Origin of the sequence: Streptomyces sp. NPDC056169 (genome assembly GCF_042268445.1) — a bacterium.
Lineage (GTDB): Bacteria > Actinomycetota > Actinomycetes > Streptomycetales > Streptomycetaceae > Streptomyces.
The window spans coordinates 73,913-88,600 of record NZ_JBHJUO010000001.1; the positions used below are offsets into that span (position 1 = coordinate 73,913).

Below are 14,688 nucleotides of genomic sequence, written 5' to 3' on the forward strand. Positions count from 1 at the left end.
CGACCGGCGGGGTGGTCAGCCCACCACCCGGCCGTTGACGACGACCCGGCGCGGCGCCGCGAGGACGCGGACGTCCGCGCGCGGGTCCTCGCCGTAGACGACGAGGTCGGCGGGGGCGCCCTCCTCCAGGGAGGGGCGGCCGAGCCAGGCCCTGGCGCCCCAGGCGGTGGCCGAGAGCGCGTCGATCGGCGGGATGCCGGCCCGGGTCAGCTCCTCGACCTCCTCGGCGACGAGCCCGTGGGCGAGGGAGCCGCCCGCGTCGGTGCCGACGAAGACGGGGACGCCCGCGTCGAAGGCTGCGCGGACGGTGTCGTACCGCCGCTCGTGCAGCCGGCGCATATGGGCCGACCAGCGCGGGAACTTCTCCTGGCCGCCGTCCGCGAGGTGCGGGAAGGTCGCGATGTTCACCAGGGTCGGGACGATGGCGACGCCGCGCTCGGCGAAGAGCGGGATCGTGTCCTCGGTGAGGCCGGTGGCGTGCTCGACGCAGTCGATGCCCGCCTCGACGAGGTCCCGGAGCGAGTCCTCGGCGAAGCAGTGCGCGGTGACCCGGGCGCCGAGCCGGTGCGCCTCGGCGATGGCCGCCTCGACCTCGGGGCGCGGCCAGCAGGCGGTGAGGTCGCCCGCCTCGCGGTCGATCCAGTCGCCGACGAGCTTGACCCAGCCGTCGCCGCGCCGGGCCTCCCGGCCGACGTACGCGACGAGGTCGGCGGGCTCGATCTCATGGGCGTAGTTGCGGATGTAGCGGCGGGTGCGGGCGATGTGCCGGCCCGCGCGGATGATCTTCGGGAGGTCCTCGCGCTCGTCGATCCAGCGGGTGTCGGAGGGCGAACCGGCGTCCCGGATCAGCAGCGTGCCCGCGTCCCGGTCGGTGAGGGCCTGCTTCTCGCTGGTGGCCTCGTCGACCGGACCGTGCCGGTCGAGTCCGACGTGGCAGTGGGCGTCGACCAGGCCGGGCAGCGCCCAGCCCTCGACGGTCACCGCCTCGGCGGCGGGCCGGTCGTAGGTGATCCGCCCGTCGACGCACCAGAGTTCGTCCCGTACGTCCTCAGGGCCGACGAGCACCCGCCCCTTCACATGCAGCACCGCGTGATCGCTCATGTCTGCACTGTACGAGGGCGGGTGCCCGGGCCGTCGTCCTGTTGGGCAGCTGATGTCCCTTGACGGTTTCGCCGGGACGAAGATCCCTTTTGTACAGGTGGGCCAAGGGGGCGCGGGGCCGTCCGTCGGTAGTCTGATCGGGAGTTACGCCCGCACCGAACCGAGTCGAAGAAGGCACCGCCGTGACCGTGACACATCCGCTCCTGGACCTGGCCCCGCTGACCGCCGCGCATTTCGCGTCGATCGAGGGGCGGGTGGCCGCGCTGCTCTCCACGGAGCAGGACGTGGTGATCACCCAGGGCGAGGCGCTGCTTCCCCTGGAGGGGTGCATCCGCAGCGGGGCGCGGGCCGGTTCGACCGCGCTGAACGTCGTCACCGGTCCGTACGGGCAGACCTTCGGCAACTGGCTGCGGGACTGCGGGGCGACCGTCGTCGACCTGGAGGTGCCCTTCCACACGGCGGTGACGGCCGCGCAGGTGGAGCAGGCGCTCGCCGAGCACCCGGAGATCGACTTCGTGTCGCTCGTGCACGCGGAGGCGGCGACCGGGAACACCAACCCGGTCGCGGAGATCGGCGAGGTCGTCCGGGCGCACGGCGCGCTGTTCTACCTGGACGCGGTGGCGTCGATCGGCGCGGAGCCGGTGCTGCCGGACGCGTGGGGCGTGGACATGTGCATCATCGGCGCGCAGAAGGCGATGGGCGGCCCCGCGGGCGTGTCGGCGGTCTCGGTGAGCGCGCGGGCCTGGGAGCGGTTCGCCGCGAACCCGGCCGCGCCGCGCCGCTCGTACCTCTCCCTCCTGGACTGGAAGGAGCGGTGGATCGACGGCGGCCGGAAGGCGCTGCTGCACGCTCCGGCGCAGCTGGAGATGCTGGCCCTGGAGGCCTGTGTGGAGCGGATCGAGGCGGAGGGTCTGGACGCGCTGATGGCCCGCCACGCCTCGGCGGCGGCGGCGACCCGGGCGGGTGCGTTGGCCCTGGGCGGCGGTCTGGCGCCGTACGTGCACGAGGCGAGGGACGCGGCCCCGGTCGCGACGACGCTGCGCGCGCCGGCGGGAGTGGACGCCTCGGAGCTGGTCGCGAAGGCGCTGGCCGCCGATCCGTCGCTGCCGCTGATCGCGGGCGGCGGGGCGCTGGCCGGGGAGATGATCCGGGTCAACCACTACGGGGTGGACGCGACTCCGGGTGTCGTGCAGTCCTCGCTGGCCGCGCTGGGCGCGGCGCTCGGCGACACGGGCCGCACGGTGGATCTGGAGGGCGCGCGGCGCGCGGTCACGGAGGCCTGGAAGTAGGAGGGACGACAGCGAGGGCGGGGTCCGGCGGCCGGACCCCGCCCTTCGTCGTGTGCGGCACGGGCGGGACGACACCTACAGCGCGGGGTAGTCGGTGTAGCCGCGGTGGTCGCCGCCGAAGAAGGTGGCGGTGTCGGGGGTGTTGTACGGGCCGCCGGCCTTGAGCCGCGCCGGCAGGTCGGGGTTGGCGAGGAACAGCGCCCCGTACGCGACGAGGTCGGCGGTGCCGTCCTCGATCAGGGCCAGGGCGTCGGCCCCGGTCGGCCCCGGGTCCCTGGCCGGGTTCAGGATGAAGGTGCCGGAGAAGGCCTTGCGCAGGGCGAGGGTCAGCTCGCGGACCTCGGGCGTGGGCTCCGTGAGGTGCAGGTAGGCGATGCCGATCGGGTCGATGGCCTCGACGAGGGCCGGGTAGATGTCGGCGGTGTCGGTCTCGGCGATGTCGTTGTAGGTGTTGGCCGGGGAGATGCGCAGGCCGGTGCGCTCGGGGCCGATCTCGGCGGCGACGGCCTTGACGACCTCGACGGCGAAGCGGATGCGGTTCTCGACCGGGCCGCCCCACTCGTCGGTGCGCAGGTTGGAGTTGGTGGAGAGGAACTGCTGGATCAGGTAGCCGTTGGCGCCGTGGATCTCGACGCCGTCGAAGCCGGCCTCGATCGCGTTGCGGGCGGCGGTGGCGAAGCCGGCGATCGTCTCCTGCACCTCGTCGGCGGCGAGTGCGCGCGGGGCGACGAAGTCGATGAGGCCGGAGCCGGCGAAGAGCTGTCCCGCGGGGGCGACCGCGGAGGGGCCGACGGGGTGGAGGCCGCCGCCGAGGACCTGGGGGTGGCTGATCCGCCCGGCGTGCATCAGCTGGACGAAGATCCGGCCGCCGCGCTCGTGGACGCCGTCGGTGACCTCGCGCCAGGCCGCGATCTGCTCGTCGCTGTGCAGGCCGGGGGTGTTGGGATAGCCCTGACCGATCGCGGTCGGCTGGGCGCCCTCGGTGATGATGAGGCCGGCGGAGGCGCGCTGGGCGTAGTACTCGGCGACGAGCGCGGTGGGGGTGCGACTGTCGGCCTCGGCCCGGCTGCGGGTCATGGGGGCCAGGGCGATGCGGTTGGCGAGACGGGTGCCGGCGAGGTCTACGGGGTCGAAGGCAGTGGTCATGGCGGTTCCCTCACATCATTATGTGGTCGGCCAACTAATTGAGCCGTTGCCACTGTAACGCATTCATTGGCCGACCAAGGTAATCTTCTGGGAGAGCCGTCCCGAGGAGCCACGATGAACGGAACCGACCCCGTCTGTACCGAGCCCCGCGCCGCGGCGCCGGTCGGTGTGTGCGGCGAACCGCTGCCGACCGCCGCCCGCGGCGGACCCGTCAGCCACGCTCTGGCGCGGGTCGCCCGGATGCACCGGATCGCCATGGGGAGGCGGCTGCGGGAGCTCGGCCTCTACCCGGGCCAGGAGCTGATGATGATGCGCCTGTGGGACTCCGGGCCGGTCCGCCAGTCCGAGCTGATCCAGTCCCTGGGCCTCGACCCCTCGACGGTGACGAAGATGCTCCAGCGCCTGGAGCAGTGCGGCCACGTCCGCCGCCGCCCTGACCCCGCCGACCGGCGCGCGGTCCTCGTCGAGGCGACGGACGACGGCCTGGCGCTGCGCGCCGGGGTCGAGGGCGCCTGGCAGGGCCTGGAGGAACTGTCGCTCGGCCGGCTCGGCCCGGCCGACCGGGACGAGCTGGCCCGCCTGCTCGGGCTGGTCGCGGAGAACCTGCGCGAGGAGGCGGGCGAGGAGGGCGACTGCCCGCCCCTGCCGAAGGGCTGCTGAGGGCGGGGTTCCCGCCGCCGTGCGGGCGGGGGCTTTCGCCGCCTTGCGGGCGGGGGCTCCCGCCGTGCGCGGGCTCAGCCCGCGAGGACGTCCAGGACCCGGTCGACGTCCGCCGCCGTGTTGTAGAGGTGGAACGACGCCCGCAGGTTGCCCGCGCGGGCGGAGAGCAGCACGTCGGCGTCGCGGAGCGCGTCCGCCCGGTCGCCGAGGCCGGGGATGGCGACGACCGTCGAGTCGTCCATGACCGGCGCGTGGCCGAGCTCGACGAGTCCGGTGCGGAAGCGGGCCGCGAGCCCCTTGTTGTGGGCCTCGATGCGGTCGATGCCGATCTCTTCGAGCAGCGCGAGCGAGCGGGCCGCCCCGTGGTACGAGAAGAAGGCCACGGGCTCGTCGAAGCGGCGCGCGGAGCGGGCCAGTTCGCGGACCGGGCCGTAGCTGTTCACCCACAGCTCCTCGCCCGTGACCCAGTTGGCGTGGATCGCGAGCAGCGAGTCCTGCGCCTCCTCGGTGACGGTGAGGAAGGACGCGCCGCGCGGGCAGAGCAGGTACTTGTAGGCGCCGGCGACCGTGTAGTCCCACTCCCCCGCGTGCAGCGGCAGCCAGCCGGCCGACTGCGTGGCGTCCAGGAGCGTCCGGGCGCCGTGGGCCGCCGCCGCGGCCCGTACCGCCGCGAAGTCGACCGTGCGGCCGTCCGCCGACTGCACGGCCGAGAAGGCGACGAGCGCGGTCTCGGGACGGACGGACTCGGCGAGCTGCTCCAGGGGCACGAAGCGGGTCTTGAGGTCGCCGCGGATCGTGAACGGGGTGATGACGGAGGAGAACTCGCCCTCGGGGAAGAGGATCTCGGAGCCCGCGGGCATCGACTGGGCGATCATCCCGCAGTGCACGGCGACGGAGCTGCCGACGGAGACGCGCTCGTGCGGGACGTGGGCGAGCCGCGCGAAGGCCGCCCGGGCCTCGTCGACGATCGCGAAGCTGCCCGCGCCGTCCGAGCGGCCGTCGGCGGTCTGCTCGGCGAGGAGCGTGACGGCGTCGATCGTCCGGCGGGGCAGCAACCCGCAGGCGGAGGTGTTCAGATAGGTCTTCTTGGGCGCGAACTCGGCGCCGCCGAGCGGCTGGTCCAGGGAATCCATGTCCCCACCCTGGAGTCCCCGCGATCACCCGTCAATGGCGATTCGACCGCGGGGAACCCCCAAGCCGCGCTTATCTGCGCAGGTCAGAGCGGGTGGGGCTGAGTACGGCCGGGTACGGCGCGATCCGGCCTGATGCGACCCGGCCCGGCCCGGCCCGGTGCGGTGCGGCCTGGACCGGTGCGGCCTGGACCGGCCCGGTGCCGGCCTGGACCGGCCCCGTGCGGCCGTCAGGCCTGCGGGACCTCGCAGCCGTCCGGGCCACAGGCCTCGGCGTCGGCGTCGCCGCCGACCGGCTGGAGGGCGCGGCCCTGCCAGGCCTGCTCCAGGGCCTGGGTGAAGACCTCGGCGGGCTGGCCGCCGGAGACGCCGTAGCGGCGGTCGAGGACGAAGAACGGCACGCTGTTGGCGCCGAGTTCGGCGGCCTCGCGCTCGTCCTCCCGTACGGCGTCGGCGTAGGCCGACTCGTCGGCGAGGACGGCCCGGACCTCGGCCTCGTCGAGACCGGCCTCCACGCCGAGCGCCGCCAGGGTCTCGGTGTCGAAGACGGAGCGCTCCTCGGCGAAGTTGGCGCGGTAGGCCAGGTCGAGCAGCTCGCCCTGCCGGCCGCGCTCCTTGGCGAGGTGGAGCAGCCGGTGGATGTCGAAGGTGTTGCCGTGGTCGCGGCCGTCGACGCGGTAGCCGAGGCCCTCGGCGTGCGCGTTCGTGGCGACGTGCGCCTCCATGGCGCGGGCCTCGTCGAGGGTCCGGCCGTACTTCTTCGCCAGCATCTCCAGGACCGGGCCCGTGTCGCCCTTGGCGCGGTGCGGGTCGAGCTCGAAGGAGCGGTGCACGACCTCGACGTCGTCCCGGTGGGCGAAGGCCGCGAGGCCCTTCTCGAAGCGGGCCTTGCCGACGTAGCACCAGGGGCAGGCGATGTCGGACCAGATCTCGACGCGCATGGGACTTCTCTCCGAGGGGTTGCCGGTGGGGGTGTTCGTCGACGGGAACGCCCCCACCGGTCCGGTTCATTCCGCTTTCGGCGCGAGTGTGAGGCGGAGCACGAGGTGGTCGCCGGAGCGCGGGGAGTCCGGGTCGGGGGTCCAGCCGTGGGCCGCGTAGAAGCCCTGGGCGCGGTCGTTCTTCTCGAAGACCTCCAGGACGGCCGTGGTCACACCGGCGGCCCGCCAGGCCTCGACGCAGGCCGCGTGGAGGGCGCTGCCGACGCCCCGGCGCCAGTGGGCGGGGGCGACGTGCAGCTGGGAGAGGAACATGACGCCGTCGCGCTCGCCGTAGGCGGCGATCCCGGCGACCTCGCCCGCCTCGCCGCCCTCGCCCGCCTTGCCGCCCTTGCCGCCCTCATCGCTCTCGCCGTCCAGCTCCGCGCACAGCACGGCCCCGCGCTCGATCGCGCCCGCCCACCCGGCCCGGCTGCGGGCCAGCTCCTCGGGGCCCGCGTAGTCGGACTCGGGGAGGTGGCCGCGGTAGTAGGTGGCCCGGGCCTCGGCGTGGAGGGCGGTGACGGCGTCGAGATCGGTGGCGGTCGCGTATCGGATCATGAAGGTTCAGGACGCGGCGGCGCGCGATCCGGTTCCGGAGGGCTCGCCCTGGACGGCGGTGAGGCGGCTGAAGGAGCTCCGGTACGCGCTCGGGGTGAGGCCGGTGCGCCGCAGCAGGTGCTGCCGGAGCGAGTCGCCCGTGCCGAGGCCGCTCGCGCGGGCCACCTGCTCCATGCCGAGGGAGGTCGCCTCCAGGAGCTCCTTGGCCCGCTCGACGCGCTGGTGGAGCAGCCATTGGAGCGGGCTGACCCCCGTCTCGGCGTGGAAGCGGCGCGAGAGGGTGCGGACGGAGGTCCCGGCGTGCCGGGCGAGGTCGGTGAGCGTGAGCGGTTCGTCGAGGCGTCCCATGGCCCACGCGCGCGTGTCGGCGAAGGAGATCCCGCGCTCGGGCGGCAGCGGGGTCTGGGTGAACTGGGTCTGGCCGCCGGGCCGTACGGGCGCGACGAGGGCGAGCCGGGCGACGGTGTTGGCGACGGCGGCGCCGTGGTCGGTGCGGATGACGTGGAGGCAGAGGTCGATGCCCGCCGCGTATCCGGAGGAGGTGAGGAGGGGGCCGTCCTGGACGAAGAGGACGTCGTCCTGGAGGTCGACGGCCGGGTGCCGCTCGGCGAGCAGTTCCCGGTACGCCCAGTACGTCGTCGCCGCCCGGCCGTCGAGCAGCCCGGCCTCGGCGAGCGCGAACGCGCCGGTGCAGATGGAGGCGATCCGCTTGCCCGCGGCGGCGGCGCGGCGCAGCGCGTCGAGGATGCGGGGGTCGGGGTCCTTGTACGAGCCGCTGCCCGCGAGGACCAGGGTGTCGGCGGTGTCCACGGCGTCGAGGCCGTGCGGGACGAGCAGGTCGAGGCCGCCGGTGGTGGCGACGGGACCGGGGTCGGGGGCGCAGATGACCGTCTCGTACCCGGGTCCGCCGTCGATCTCGACCTTGCCGAACAGCATCTCGGGGATGGCGAGGTTGAACATCGAGACGGGCGGTGCGGCGATCACGGCGACGCGCTGGACGCGCGGAGTGCGGGAGGCACGGGAGGCATGCGAGGCACCGGGGGCATGGGAAGCATGGGAAGAGCGCGAGGCAGGGGACGGGGCCGGCATGGCCAGAACCTCCGGGCATATGGCATTCGGGCCACTACTCTACGTCCGCGCCGGTCACGAAGGTGGGGACATGTCATCGACCGACCTCACCGAAGCCCCCACCGTCCGCCCCCGCACTCCCGGCAGAACACCCTCCCCGGCTCCGGCCCTTGCCGCCGCGACACTCGGTTTCGCCCTCATCACCCTCGACACCTCGGTGGTCAACGTCGCCCTCCCGGCGATCGGCGCCGACCTGGGCACGGGCATGACCGGTCTCCAGTGGGTGGTCGACGCGTACACGCTGGTGTTCGCCGCGCTCCTGCTGTCCAGCGGGGCGCTCGCCGACCGGGTCGGGGCGGGCAGGGCGTACGGGATCGGGGTCGTCGTCTTCACCCTCGCCTCGGCCGCCTGCGGTCTCGCCCCCGGGCTCCCCTCCCTGCTCGCCGCCCGGGCGGTGCAGGGCGCTGCGGCGGCCGTGATGCTGCCGGCCTCGCTCGCCCTGGTGCGCGAGGCGTACGGCGATCCGGGGCGGCGGGCCCGGGCGGTGTCGCTGTGGGCGGCCGGCGGGACGGTCGCGGTGGCGCTCGGCCCGGTCGTCGGCGGGGCGCTGACGACGGCCTGGAGCTGGCGCGGGATCTTCTTCGTGAACCTGCCGCTCGGGCTCCTCGCGCTCGTCCTGCTGACCCGGGTGGCGCGCTCCGAGCGGCGGCCCGCGCCGCTCGACGTGCCGGGGCAGTTGACGGCGATGACGGCGGTCGGCGCGCTGACCTTCGCGGCCATCGAGGGTGGCACGGAGGGCCGTTGGGCGCTGGCGGTGGCGGCCGTCGCCCTGCCCGCCTTCCTGCTGATCGAGGCGCGGCGGCGCCATCCGATGGTGCCGCTGGGGCTGTTCCGGAACAGGACGGTGGCGGTGGCCGTGACGGCGGGGGCGGCGAACAGCGTGGCCTTCTACGGGACGGTGTTCGTCTTCAGCCTCTTCTTCCAGCAGGTGCTCGGGCTCTCGGCGCTGGGCGCGGGGCTGATGTTCCTGCCCATGACGGGGCTGCTCGCGGGGGTGAACCTCCTGTCGGCGAAGGTCGCGGCGCGGCACGGGGCGAGGCTGCCGATCGTGGTGGGCCAGGTGGTCGCGGTGGCCGGGCTGCTCGGCCTGCTCACCGTGGACGCGGACTCCTCCCGCGCGGCCCAGGCCCTGCTGCTCGTGCCGATGGCGCTGGGCGCGGGCTTCTCGCTGCCGCCGCTGATCGCCTCGATGATGGAGGCGGTCCCGGCGGAGCGCGCGGGCACGGCGGCGGGGCTGCTCAACGCGATCCGGCAGACGGCGGGCGCGCTCGCGATCGCGGTCTTCGGCTCGCTGGCGGCCCGCGACATGACCGACATGGCGACGGCCCTGCGGGCGAGCCTGCTGATCAGCGCGGGCCTGCTGACCCTGACGGCCCTGGCCTCGCTGTGCCTGCCGGGCCGCCGGACCCGCTGAGCGGGTGCGGCGGGGGCAGCGGATCCAGCGGGTCCAGCAGGCGCGGCGGGTCCAGCGGGTGCGGCGGGCCCAGCGGGTGCGGCGGGCCCAGCAGGTCCAGGCGGGACCAGGGGATCCAGCGGATGCGGGTTCAGGCGCCCTTGCGGTACTGACCCGGCGCCACGCCGTACTCCCGCTTGAAGGCCTTGGCGAAGGCGAACTCCGAGGAGTAGCCGGAGCGTTCGGCGACGGCGCGGAGGGGGAGGTCGTCCGAGCGCAGGAGGCGGCCGGCCGCCGTCATGCGCCACCAGGTGAGGTACGCGAGGGGGGAACGGCCGACGAGGGCGGTGAAGCGGCGGGCGAAGGCCGCCCGGGAGAGGCCGCCGAGGGCGCCGAGCTCCTCGACCGTCCAGGCCCTGGCCGGGTCGTCGTGGAGGGCCCGGAGGGCTCCGGCGACCACCGGGTCGCTCAGGGCGGCCGACCAGCCCGTGGAGCGGTCGGCGCCGACACCGAGCCACCACGTGCGCAGCAGGTAGAGGAGCAGGGTGTCGAGCAGGGCGGGCACGATCGCGTCGGATCCCGGCTGGGGTTCGGCGAGTTCGGCGCCGAGCAGGTCGACGGCGGCGCGCAGCCGGCCGTGGGCGCCGATCCGGGCGGGGAGGTGGACGTACGGGGGGAGCTCGGTGAGGAGCGGGTGGGCGCGGGTCCGGCTGAGCTGGTAGGCGCCGCAGAGGAGCAGGGTCTCCTCGGCGCCGATCGGGCCCCGGTCGGGCGCGGTGGGCCAGGAGCCGTCGGGTGCGGGCAGGGCGTCGACGAGCGGGGTGTCCGGCCGGTCGGCGAGGCCGTGGCCGGTGCCGTGGGCGAGGAGGACGACGTCGCCGGGGCCGAGTCTGACGGGGGCGTCGTCCGGGGGCAGGAGCCAGGCGGTCCCCTGGAGGACGACGTGGAATCCGGCGCCCCTGCTCGGGGAGAAGCGGAATCCCCAGGGCGCGAAGCGGACCGTGCGGGAGGAGTGGGGCCGGCCGGTGCGCATGGCGGCGATGGCATCGCTCAGTACGTCCATCCCGGCACCGTACTCCTCACGCCTCACTCCTCGTCGAGGGCGGCGAGACGATCGGACATGGACGGGAGTCATGAGGATATGGATCGTCTTGCCGCGCCCTCCTACGGTCGAGGCATGACGACGACAACAGGCAGGACGACCAAGGCGGTCCTCTTCCACGAGACCGGTGGCCCCGAGGTGCTGACGGTGGAGGAGGTGGCGCTGCCCGCCCCCGGGCCCGGTGAGGTGCTCGTACGGGTCGAGGCGATCGGACTCAACCGCGCCGAGGCGCTGTTCCGCGAGGGCACCTACTACTACCCGGCGACGCTGCCGGGTTCGCGGCTCGGCTACGAGGCGGCCGGTGTGGTGGAGGCGGTCGGCGCGGGGGTCACCGCGTACGCCCCCGGCGACCCGGTGATGGCGGCGGCCAACTTCGACTTCGGGACGTACGGCGTGTACGCGGAGCGGGTGGTGCTGCCGGAGGAGTACGTGGTGGCCCGGCCCGAGGGGGTGGACGCGGTGACGGCGGCGGCGGTCTGGCTGACGTACTTCACCGCGTACGGCGGGATGGTGCTGACCGGCGGGCTGCGCCCCGGCGACCACGTGGTGATCACGGGCGCGTCGAGCGGGGTGGGGACGGCCGCGATCCAGACGGCGCTGCGGATCGGTGCGGTGCCGATCGCCACCACGCGCGGCGAGGAGAAGCGGAAGCGGCTCCTGGAGCTCGGGGCCGCGCACGTGATCGTGACGGACACCGAGGACGTGGTGGAGGAGGTGCGGCGGATCACCGGCGGGGCGGGCGCGGACCTGGCGTTCGACGCGATCGGCGGGCCCGGTTTCGCCCGGCTCGGGGACGCGCTGCGGCCCGGCGGCACCGCCGTGCTGTACGGCTGGCTGGACCCGCGACCGGTCGAGTTGTCGATGAACTGGCCGCTGACCACGCACGGATACGCCAACGGGGCGCTCGCCAGGACCGAGGAGGGGCGCCGCCGCGCGGCCGGGTTCATCGGCTCGGGGCTGCGGGACGGCTCCCTGGCGCCGGTGATCGCCGAGACCTTCGAGGGTCTGGAGCGGATCACCGACGCCCATCGGCTGATGGAGTCCAACACGCACACCGGGAAGATCGTGGTGCGTGTGCGGCACTGAGGCAGGACACCCGCCGGACAGGCCCTACGGGTCAACGCCTCGGCAGGTCCAGCGGGTTGCCGTCGCGGAGCTCGGGCGGGAGCAGGTGGTCGGGGGTCGACTGGTACGTGACCGGGCGGAGCCAGCGCTCGATCGCGGTCGCGCCGACCGAGGTGCTGGTGGAGGTGGTCGCCGGGTAGGGGCCGCCGTGGTGCTGGGCGGCGGCGACGGCGACCCCGGTGGGCCAGCCGTTGACGAGGACGCGGCCCGCCAGCGGGGTGAGTTCGGCGAGGAGCGGGGCCGCGTCGCCGTCGTCGTCCTGCTCGGCGATGTGCAGGGTGGCGGTGAGGTTGCCGGGCAGGAGGCCGAGGACGGCGGTGATCTCCTCGCGGGAGGCGTAGCGGACGACGACGGTGACCGGGCCGAAGCACTCCTCCAGGAGGAGGTGGTGGTCCGTGGCCGCGGTGAGCCGGTCGGCGTCGACGGCGAGGACGCCGGCGCTGACCGTGTGCTCGCCGCCCGCGCCGGGGGTGACGGGGGTCAGGACCCCGTCGAGCGCGCCGCGCTCGGCGACGCCGCTGACGAAGGCGTCCCGCATGCGGTGGTCGAGCATCACGGCCGGTTCGGTCTCGCTGACCCCGGCGGTGAGCGCGGCGAGGAAGCGGTCGCCCGCCTCGCCCCGGGGGGCCAGGACGAATCCGGGCTTGGTGCAGAACTGGCCGGCGCCCAGGGTCATGGAGCCGGCAAGGCCCGCCCCGATCGCCTCGGCCCGCTCCTCGACGGCGGCGGTGGTGAGCACGACGGGGTTGAGGGAGCCGAGTTCGCCGTGGAAGGGGATCGGTACGGGCCGGGCGGCCGCGGCGTCGAAGAGCGCCCGTCCGCCGCGTACCGAACCGGTGAAGCCCGCCGCCGCGACGAGCGGGTGGCGGACGAGCTCCACGCCGGCGTCGAAGCCGTGGACGAGGACGACGACGTCCTCGGGCAGTCCTTCCTTGGCGGCGGCGCGGCGCAGCAGCGCGGCGCAGAGCTCGGAGGTGGCCGGGTGGTCGGGGTGGGCCTTGACCACCACGGGGCAGCCGGCCGCGAGGGCGCTCGCGGTGTCGCCGCCGGGGACGGAGAAGGCGAGCGGGAAGTTGCTGGCGGCGTAGACGGCGACGACGCCGAGCGGGATCTTCCAGCGGCGCATGTCGGACCGGGGCGGGGTGGCGTCCGTGTCGGGGAGGTCGATCCGGATGTCGAGGAAGGAGCCCTCCGTGACGACCTCGGCGAAGGCCCGCAACTGCGCGGTGGTTCGCGCGAGTTCGCCGGTGAGGCGGACGGGCCCGAGGGCGGTCTCGGCGTCGGCGGCCTCGATGACGTGCTCGCGCGCCTCGTCGAGGAGGTCCGCGGCGGTACGGAGGAAGGCGGCCCGCACCGTGCGGTCGGCGAGCGCGGCGCGGGCGCCGTGCGCGGACCGGACGGCCCGGTCGACCTCCTCCGCTGTGGCCTCCACCGCAACCTGCTCGCGCGACTTCCCCGTCCGGGGGTCCACACTCCACACTGGTTCTGCCGCCACCGCCACGCCCCTGTTCGCTATTCTGAACGCCGTTCCCGTAGATGAACGCGTCTGCGAGGGACTCTATTGACGGCCCGGCCGTCTCCACAAGGGGCCCGCCCGGCACGAGGGGTCCGCGCGGCCAGGGCGGCCGGGGCGGACCGGGGCGACCGCCGGGGCGACCGGACAACGGAAAAGGGGCGAGGGTCATGGCGACTGCCGACGCGGGTGGGGCGCAGGTGAAGTCCGCGGTGCGGACCGTGGAGCTGCTGGAGTACTTCGCCGGCCGGCCCGGCATGCACTCGCTCGCCGCCGTCCAGGAGGCCGTCGGCTACCCCAAGTCCAGCCTGTACATGCTGCTGCGCACGCTGGTCGAGCTGGGCTGGGTGGAGACGGACGCCACCGGCACGCGGTACGGCATCGGGGTGCGGGCGCTGCTCGTCGGCACCTCGTACATCGACGGCGACGAGGTCGTGGCCGCCGCCCGGCCGACGCTCGACCGGCTCTCCGACGACACCACCGAGACCATCCACCTCGCGCGGCTCGACGGCACCAACGTGGTCTATCTGGCGACCCGCCAGTCCCAGCACTATCTGCGGCCGTTCACCCGGGTCGGGCGCCGGCTGCCCGCGCACTCGACCTCGCTCGGCAAGGCGCTGCTCGCCACCCACACCGACGAGCAGGTGCGCAAGCTGCTGCCGGAGACCCTGCCGGCGCTGACCGAGCACACGATCACCGACCGCGAGAAGCTCATCGAGGAGCTGCACGTCATCCGCGAGCAGGGCTTCTCGGTGGACCGCGAGGAGAACACGCTGGGGCTGCGCTGCTTCGGGATCGCGATCCCCTACCGGACCCCGGCGCGGGACGCGATCAGCTGCTCGGTGCCGGTGGCGCGGCTCACCCCGGCCCACGAGCAGATGATCAAGGACGCGCTGTTCGACGCGCGGGACCGGCTGACGCTGGCGACCCGCCGCCTCTGAGCACCCTGCCTCGCGGTCACGCGGCCACGCGGTGACGCGGTGACGCGGCCAGGCGGCCACTCGCTCAGGCGCGGTCCGCGAGGGCCTTCTGCCACACCGGGCTGTCCACGTAGTGGTTGTCGTACTGCTCCGAGGAGGCCTTGATCTCCTCGAAGCTCGCCTCGCCGCGCATGACCCGGCCGAGGAGGCGCAGGTAGTCGAAGCGGGCCATCCCGGGGGTGAAGGCGAAGAGGACGTCGGCCTCGGCGCCGGGCGCCGCCGCGAAGGCGTGCGGGGTGTGCGGCGGGACCAGGAGGAAGTCGCCCTGCTCCAGGACGGTCAGCTCCTCGTCGACGAGGACCTGGAGCGAGCCGCCGAGGACGAAGAACATCTCCGAGGCCTTGGTGTGGAAGTGCGCCGGGGCGCCGACCGCGCCCTTCGCGAACGAGGAGCGGTAGCTCGTGAGCTGCCCGCCGGTGGTGTCGGAGTCGGCGAGGAGCGTCATCACGCTGCTCGGATCGGCGGTGGTCTCGGCGGTGGCGGCGCGGGTCAGGAGCGGGGCGAAGGTCGCGTTCTCGTTCATGATCACTACTTTAGTGAGTCATTGACCCGAAGGAATGGGTCAATCGATCATGAGAATCAT

Annotated in this window: 14 protein-coding genes; 5 read left to right on the forward strand and 9 right to left on the reverse strand. The window is 74.2% G+C overall.

Going from position 1 to position 14,688, the window contains the following annotated elements; translation table 11 throughout:
• Window positions 1-15: 15 nt before the first annotated feature.
• A complete protein-coding gene (locus ACFC0G_RS00380) occupies window positions 16-1,101 on the reverse strand; it encodes an amidohydrolase family protein (RefSeq protein WP_376394823.1) in 1,086 nt (361 codons plus the stop codon).
• Between the two features lie 188 nt (window positions 1,102-1,289).
• Here ACFC0G_RS00380 and ACFC0G_RS00385 point away from each other — a divergent pair, with 188 nt between their 5' ends.
• Complete coding sequence (locus ACFC0G_RS00385; RefSeq protein WP_376396095.1) at window positions 1,290-2,390, forward strand: pyridoxal-phosphate-dependent aminotransferase family protein; 1,101 nt, start codon at window positions 1,290-1,292, stop codon at window positions 2,388-2,390.
• Window positions 2,391-2,465: 75 nt separating this feature from the next.
• Here ACFC0G_RS00385 and ACFC0G_RS00390 read toward each other — a convergent pair whose 3' ends face one another.
• Window positions 2,466-3,536 carry an alkene reductase gene (locus ACFC0G_RS00390; RefSeq protein WP_376394826.1) on the reverse strand — a complete coding sequence of 357 codons (1,071 nt, stop codon included), beginning with the start codon at window positions 3,534-3,536 and terminating at the stop codon, window positions 2,466-2,468.
• Window positions 3,537-3,650: 114 nt separating this feature from the next.
• On the opposite strand from ACFC0G_RS00390, the gene ACFC0G_RS00395 reads away from it, so the two are divergent.
• On the forward strand, window positions 3,651-4,196 hold the full coding sequence (locus ACFC0G_RS00395; protein ID WP_376394829.1) for a MarR family winged helix-turn-helix transcriptional regulator: 546 nt from the start codon (window positions 3,651-3,653) through the stop codon (window positions 4,194-4,196).
• A gap of 74 nt (window positions 4,197-4,270) precedes the next feature.
• Here the strand turns inward: ACFC0G_RS00395 and ACFC0G_RS00400 are convergent, their stop codons facing one another.
• The 4 genes from ACFC0G_RS00400 to ACFC0G_RS00415 form a co-directional block, all read right to left on the reverse strand.
• Window positions 4,271-5,329: an aminotransferase class V-fold PLP-dependent enzyme gene (locus ACFC0G_RS00400; protein ID WP_376394832.1), complete on the reverse strand. Its 1,059-nt coding sequence runs from the start codon at window positions 5,327-5,329 to the stop codon at window positions 4,271-4,273.
• Window positions 5,330-5,556: 227 nt separating this feature from the next.
• Window positions 5,557-6,267 carry a DsbA family oxidoreductase gene (locus ACFC0G_RS00405; protein WP_376394834.1) on the reverse strand — a complete coding sequence of 237 codons (711 nt, stop codon included), beginning with the start codon at window positions 6,265-6,267 and terminating at the stop codon, window positions 5,557-5,559.
• A 66-nt stretch (window positions 6,268-6,333) separates the two neighbouring features.
• Complete coding sequence (locus tag ACFC0G_RS00410) at window positions 6,334-6,864, reverse strand: GNAT family N-acetyltransferase (RefSeq protein ID WP_376394836.1); 531 nt, start codon at window positions 6,862-6,864, stop codon at window positions 6,334-6,336.
• Between the two features lie 6 nt (window positions 6,865-6,870).
• The gene (locus ACFC0G_RS00415) at window positions 6,871-7,824 is read right to left on the reverse strand and encodes a GlxA family transcriptional regulator (RefSeq protein WP_376396098.1); all 954 of its coding nucleotides are present in this window, start codon (window positions 7,822-7,824) and stop codon (window positions 6,871-6,873) included.
• A gap of 199 nt (window positions 7,825-8,023) precedes the next feature.
• Between ACFC0G_RS00415 and ACFC0G_RS00420 the strand changes: the two genes are divergently transcribed.
• Window positions 8,024-9,406 (forward strand): MFS transporter, encoded by a 1,383-nt coding sequence (locus ACFC0G_RS00420; protein WP_376394839.1) that lies wholly within the window; start codon window positions 8,024-8,026, stop codon window positions 9,404-9,406.
• A 130-nt stretch (window positions 9,407-9,536) separates the two neighbouring features.
• Here ACFC0G_RS00420 and ACFC0G_RS00425 read toward each other — a convergent pair whose 3' ends face one another.
• Entirely contained in the window at window positions 9,537-10,448 is a 912-nt protein-coding gene (locus tag ACFC0G_RS00425; RefSeq protein WP_376394842.1) for an AraC family transcriptional regulator, read from the reverse strand.
• Between the two features lie 114 nt (window positions 10,449-10,562).
• On the opposite strand from ACFC0G_RS00425, the gene ACFC0G_RS00430 reads away from it, so the two are divergent.
• Window positions 10,563-11,573 carry a zinc-dependent alcohol dehydrogenase family protein gene (locus ACFC0G_RS00430; RefSeq protein WP_376394845.1) on the forward strand — a complete coding sequence of 337 codons (1,011 nt, stop codon included), beginning with the start codon at window positions 10,563-10,565 and terminating at the stop codon, window positions 11,571-11,573.
• 31 nt (window positions 11,574-11,604) lie between these two features.
• Here ACFC0G_RS00430 and ACFC0G_RS00435 read toward each other — a convergent pair whose 3' ends face one another.
• Window positions 11,605-13,107, reverse strand: coding sequence for an aldehyde dehydrogenase (NADP(+)) (locus ACFC0G_RS00435; protein WP_376394848.1), 1,503 nt, complete (start codon window positions 13,105-13,107; stop codon window positions 11,605-11,607).
• 188 nt (window positions 13,108-13,295) lie between these two features.
• On the opposite strand from ACFC0G_RS00435, the gene ACFC0G_RS00440 reads away from it, so the two are divergent.
• Window positions 13,296-14,066 carry an IclR family transcriptional regulator gene (locus ACFC0G_RS00440; RefSeq protein ID WP_024761148.1) on the forward strand — a complete coding sequence of 257 codons (771 nt, stop codon included), beginning with the start codon at window positions 13,296-13,298 and terminating at the stop codon, window positions 14,064-14,066.
• A 64-nt stretch (window positions 14,067-14,130) separates the two neighbouring features.
• Here the strand turns inward: ACFC0G_RS00440 and ACFC0G_RS00445 are convergent, their stop codons facing one another.
• Window positions 14,131-14,628: a cupin domain-containing protein gene (locus ACFC0G_RS00445; protein WP_376394852.1), complete on the reverse strand. Its 498-nt coding sequence runs from the start codon at window positions 14,626-14,628 to the stop codon at window positions 14,131-14,133.
• Window positions 14,629-14,688: the final 60 nt, after the last annotated feature.

What these genes read in the sequence shown, in the direction of transcription:
- ACFC0G_RS00440 (WP_024761148.1), top strand. Translation starts at nt 13,296, where the DNA reads ATGGCGACTGCCGACGCGGGTGGGGCGCAGGTGAAGTCCGCGGTGCGG.
- ACFC0G_RS00415 (WP_376396098.1), bottom strand. Translation starts at nt 7,824, where the DNA reads ATGTTCAACCTCGCCATCCCCGAGATGCTGTTCGGCAAGGTCGAGATC.
- ACFC0G_RS00400 (WP_376394832.1), bottom strand. Translation starts at nt 5,329, where the DNA reads ATGGATTCCCTGGACCAGCCGCTCGGCGGCGCCGAGTTCGCGCCCAAG.
- ACFC0G_RS00445 (WP_376394852.1), bottom strand. Translation starts at nt 14,628, where the DNA reads ATGAACGAGAACGCGACCTTCGCCCCGCTCCTGACCCGCGCCGCCACC.
- ACFC0G_RS00430 (WP_376394845.1), top strand. Translation starts at nt 10,563, where the DNA reads ATGACGACGACAACAGGCAGGACGACCAAGGCGGTCCTCTTCCACGAG.
- ACFC0G_RS00390 (WP_376394826.1), bottom strand. Translation starts at nt 3,536, where the DNA reads ATGACCACTGCCTTCGACCCCGTAGACCTCGCCGGCACCCGTCTCGCC.
- ACFC0G_RS00425 (WP_376394842.1), bottom strand. Translation starts at nt 10,448, where the DNA reads ATGGACGTACTGAGCGATGCCATCGCCGCCATGCGCACCGGCCGGCCC.
- ACFC0G_RS00420 (WP_376394839.1), top strand. Translation starts at nt 8,024, where the DNA reads ATGTCATCGACCGACCTCACCGAAGCCCCCACCGTCCGCCCCCGCACT.
- ACFC0G_RS00405 (WP_376394834.1), bottom strand. Translation starts at nt 6,267, where the DNA reads ATGCGCGTCGAGATCTGGTCCGACATCGCCTGCCCCTGGTGCTACGTC.
- ACFC0G_RS00395 (WP_376394829.1), top strand. Translation starts at nt 3,651, where the DNA reads ATGAACGGAACCGACCCCGTCTGTACCGAGCCCCGCGCCGCGGCGCCG.
- ACFC0G_RS00380 (WP_376394823.1), bottom strand. Translation starts at nt 1,101, where the DNA reads ATGAGCGATCACGCGGTGCTGCATGTGAAGGGGCGGGTGCTCGTCGGC.
- ACFC0G_RS00410 (WP_376394836.1), bottom strand. Translation starts at nt 6,864, where the DNA reads ATGATCCGATACGCGACCGCCACCGATCTCGACGCCGTCACCGCCCTC.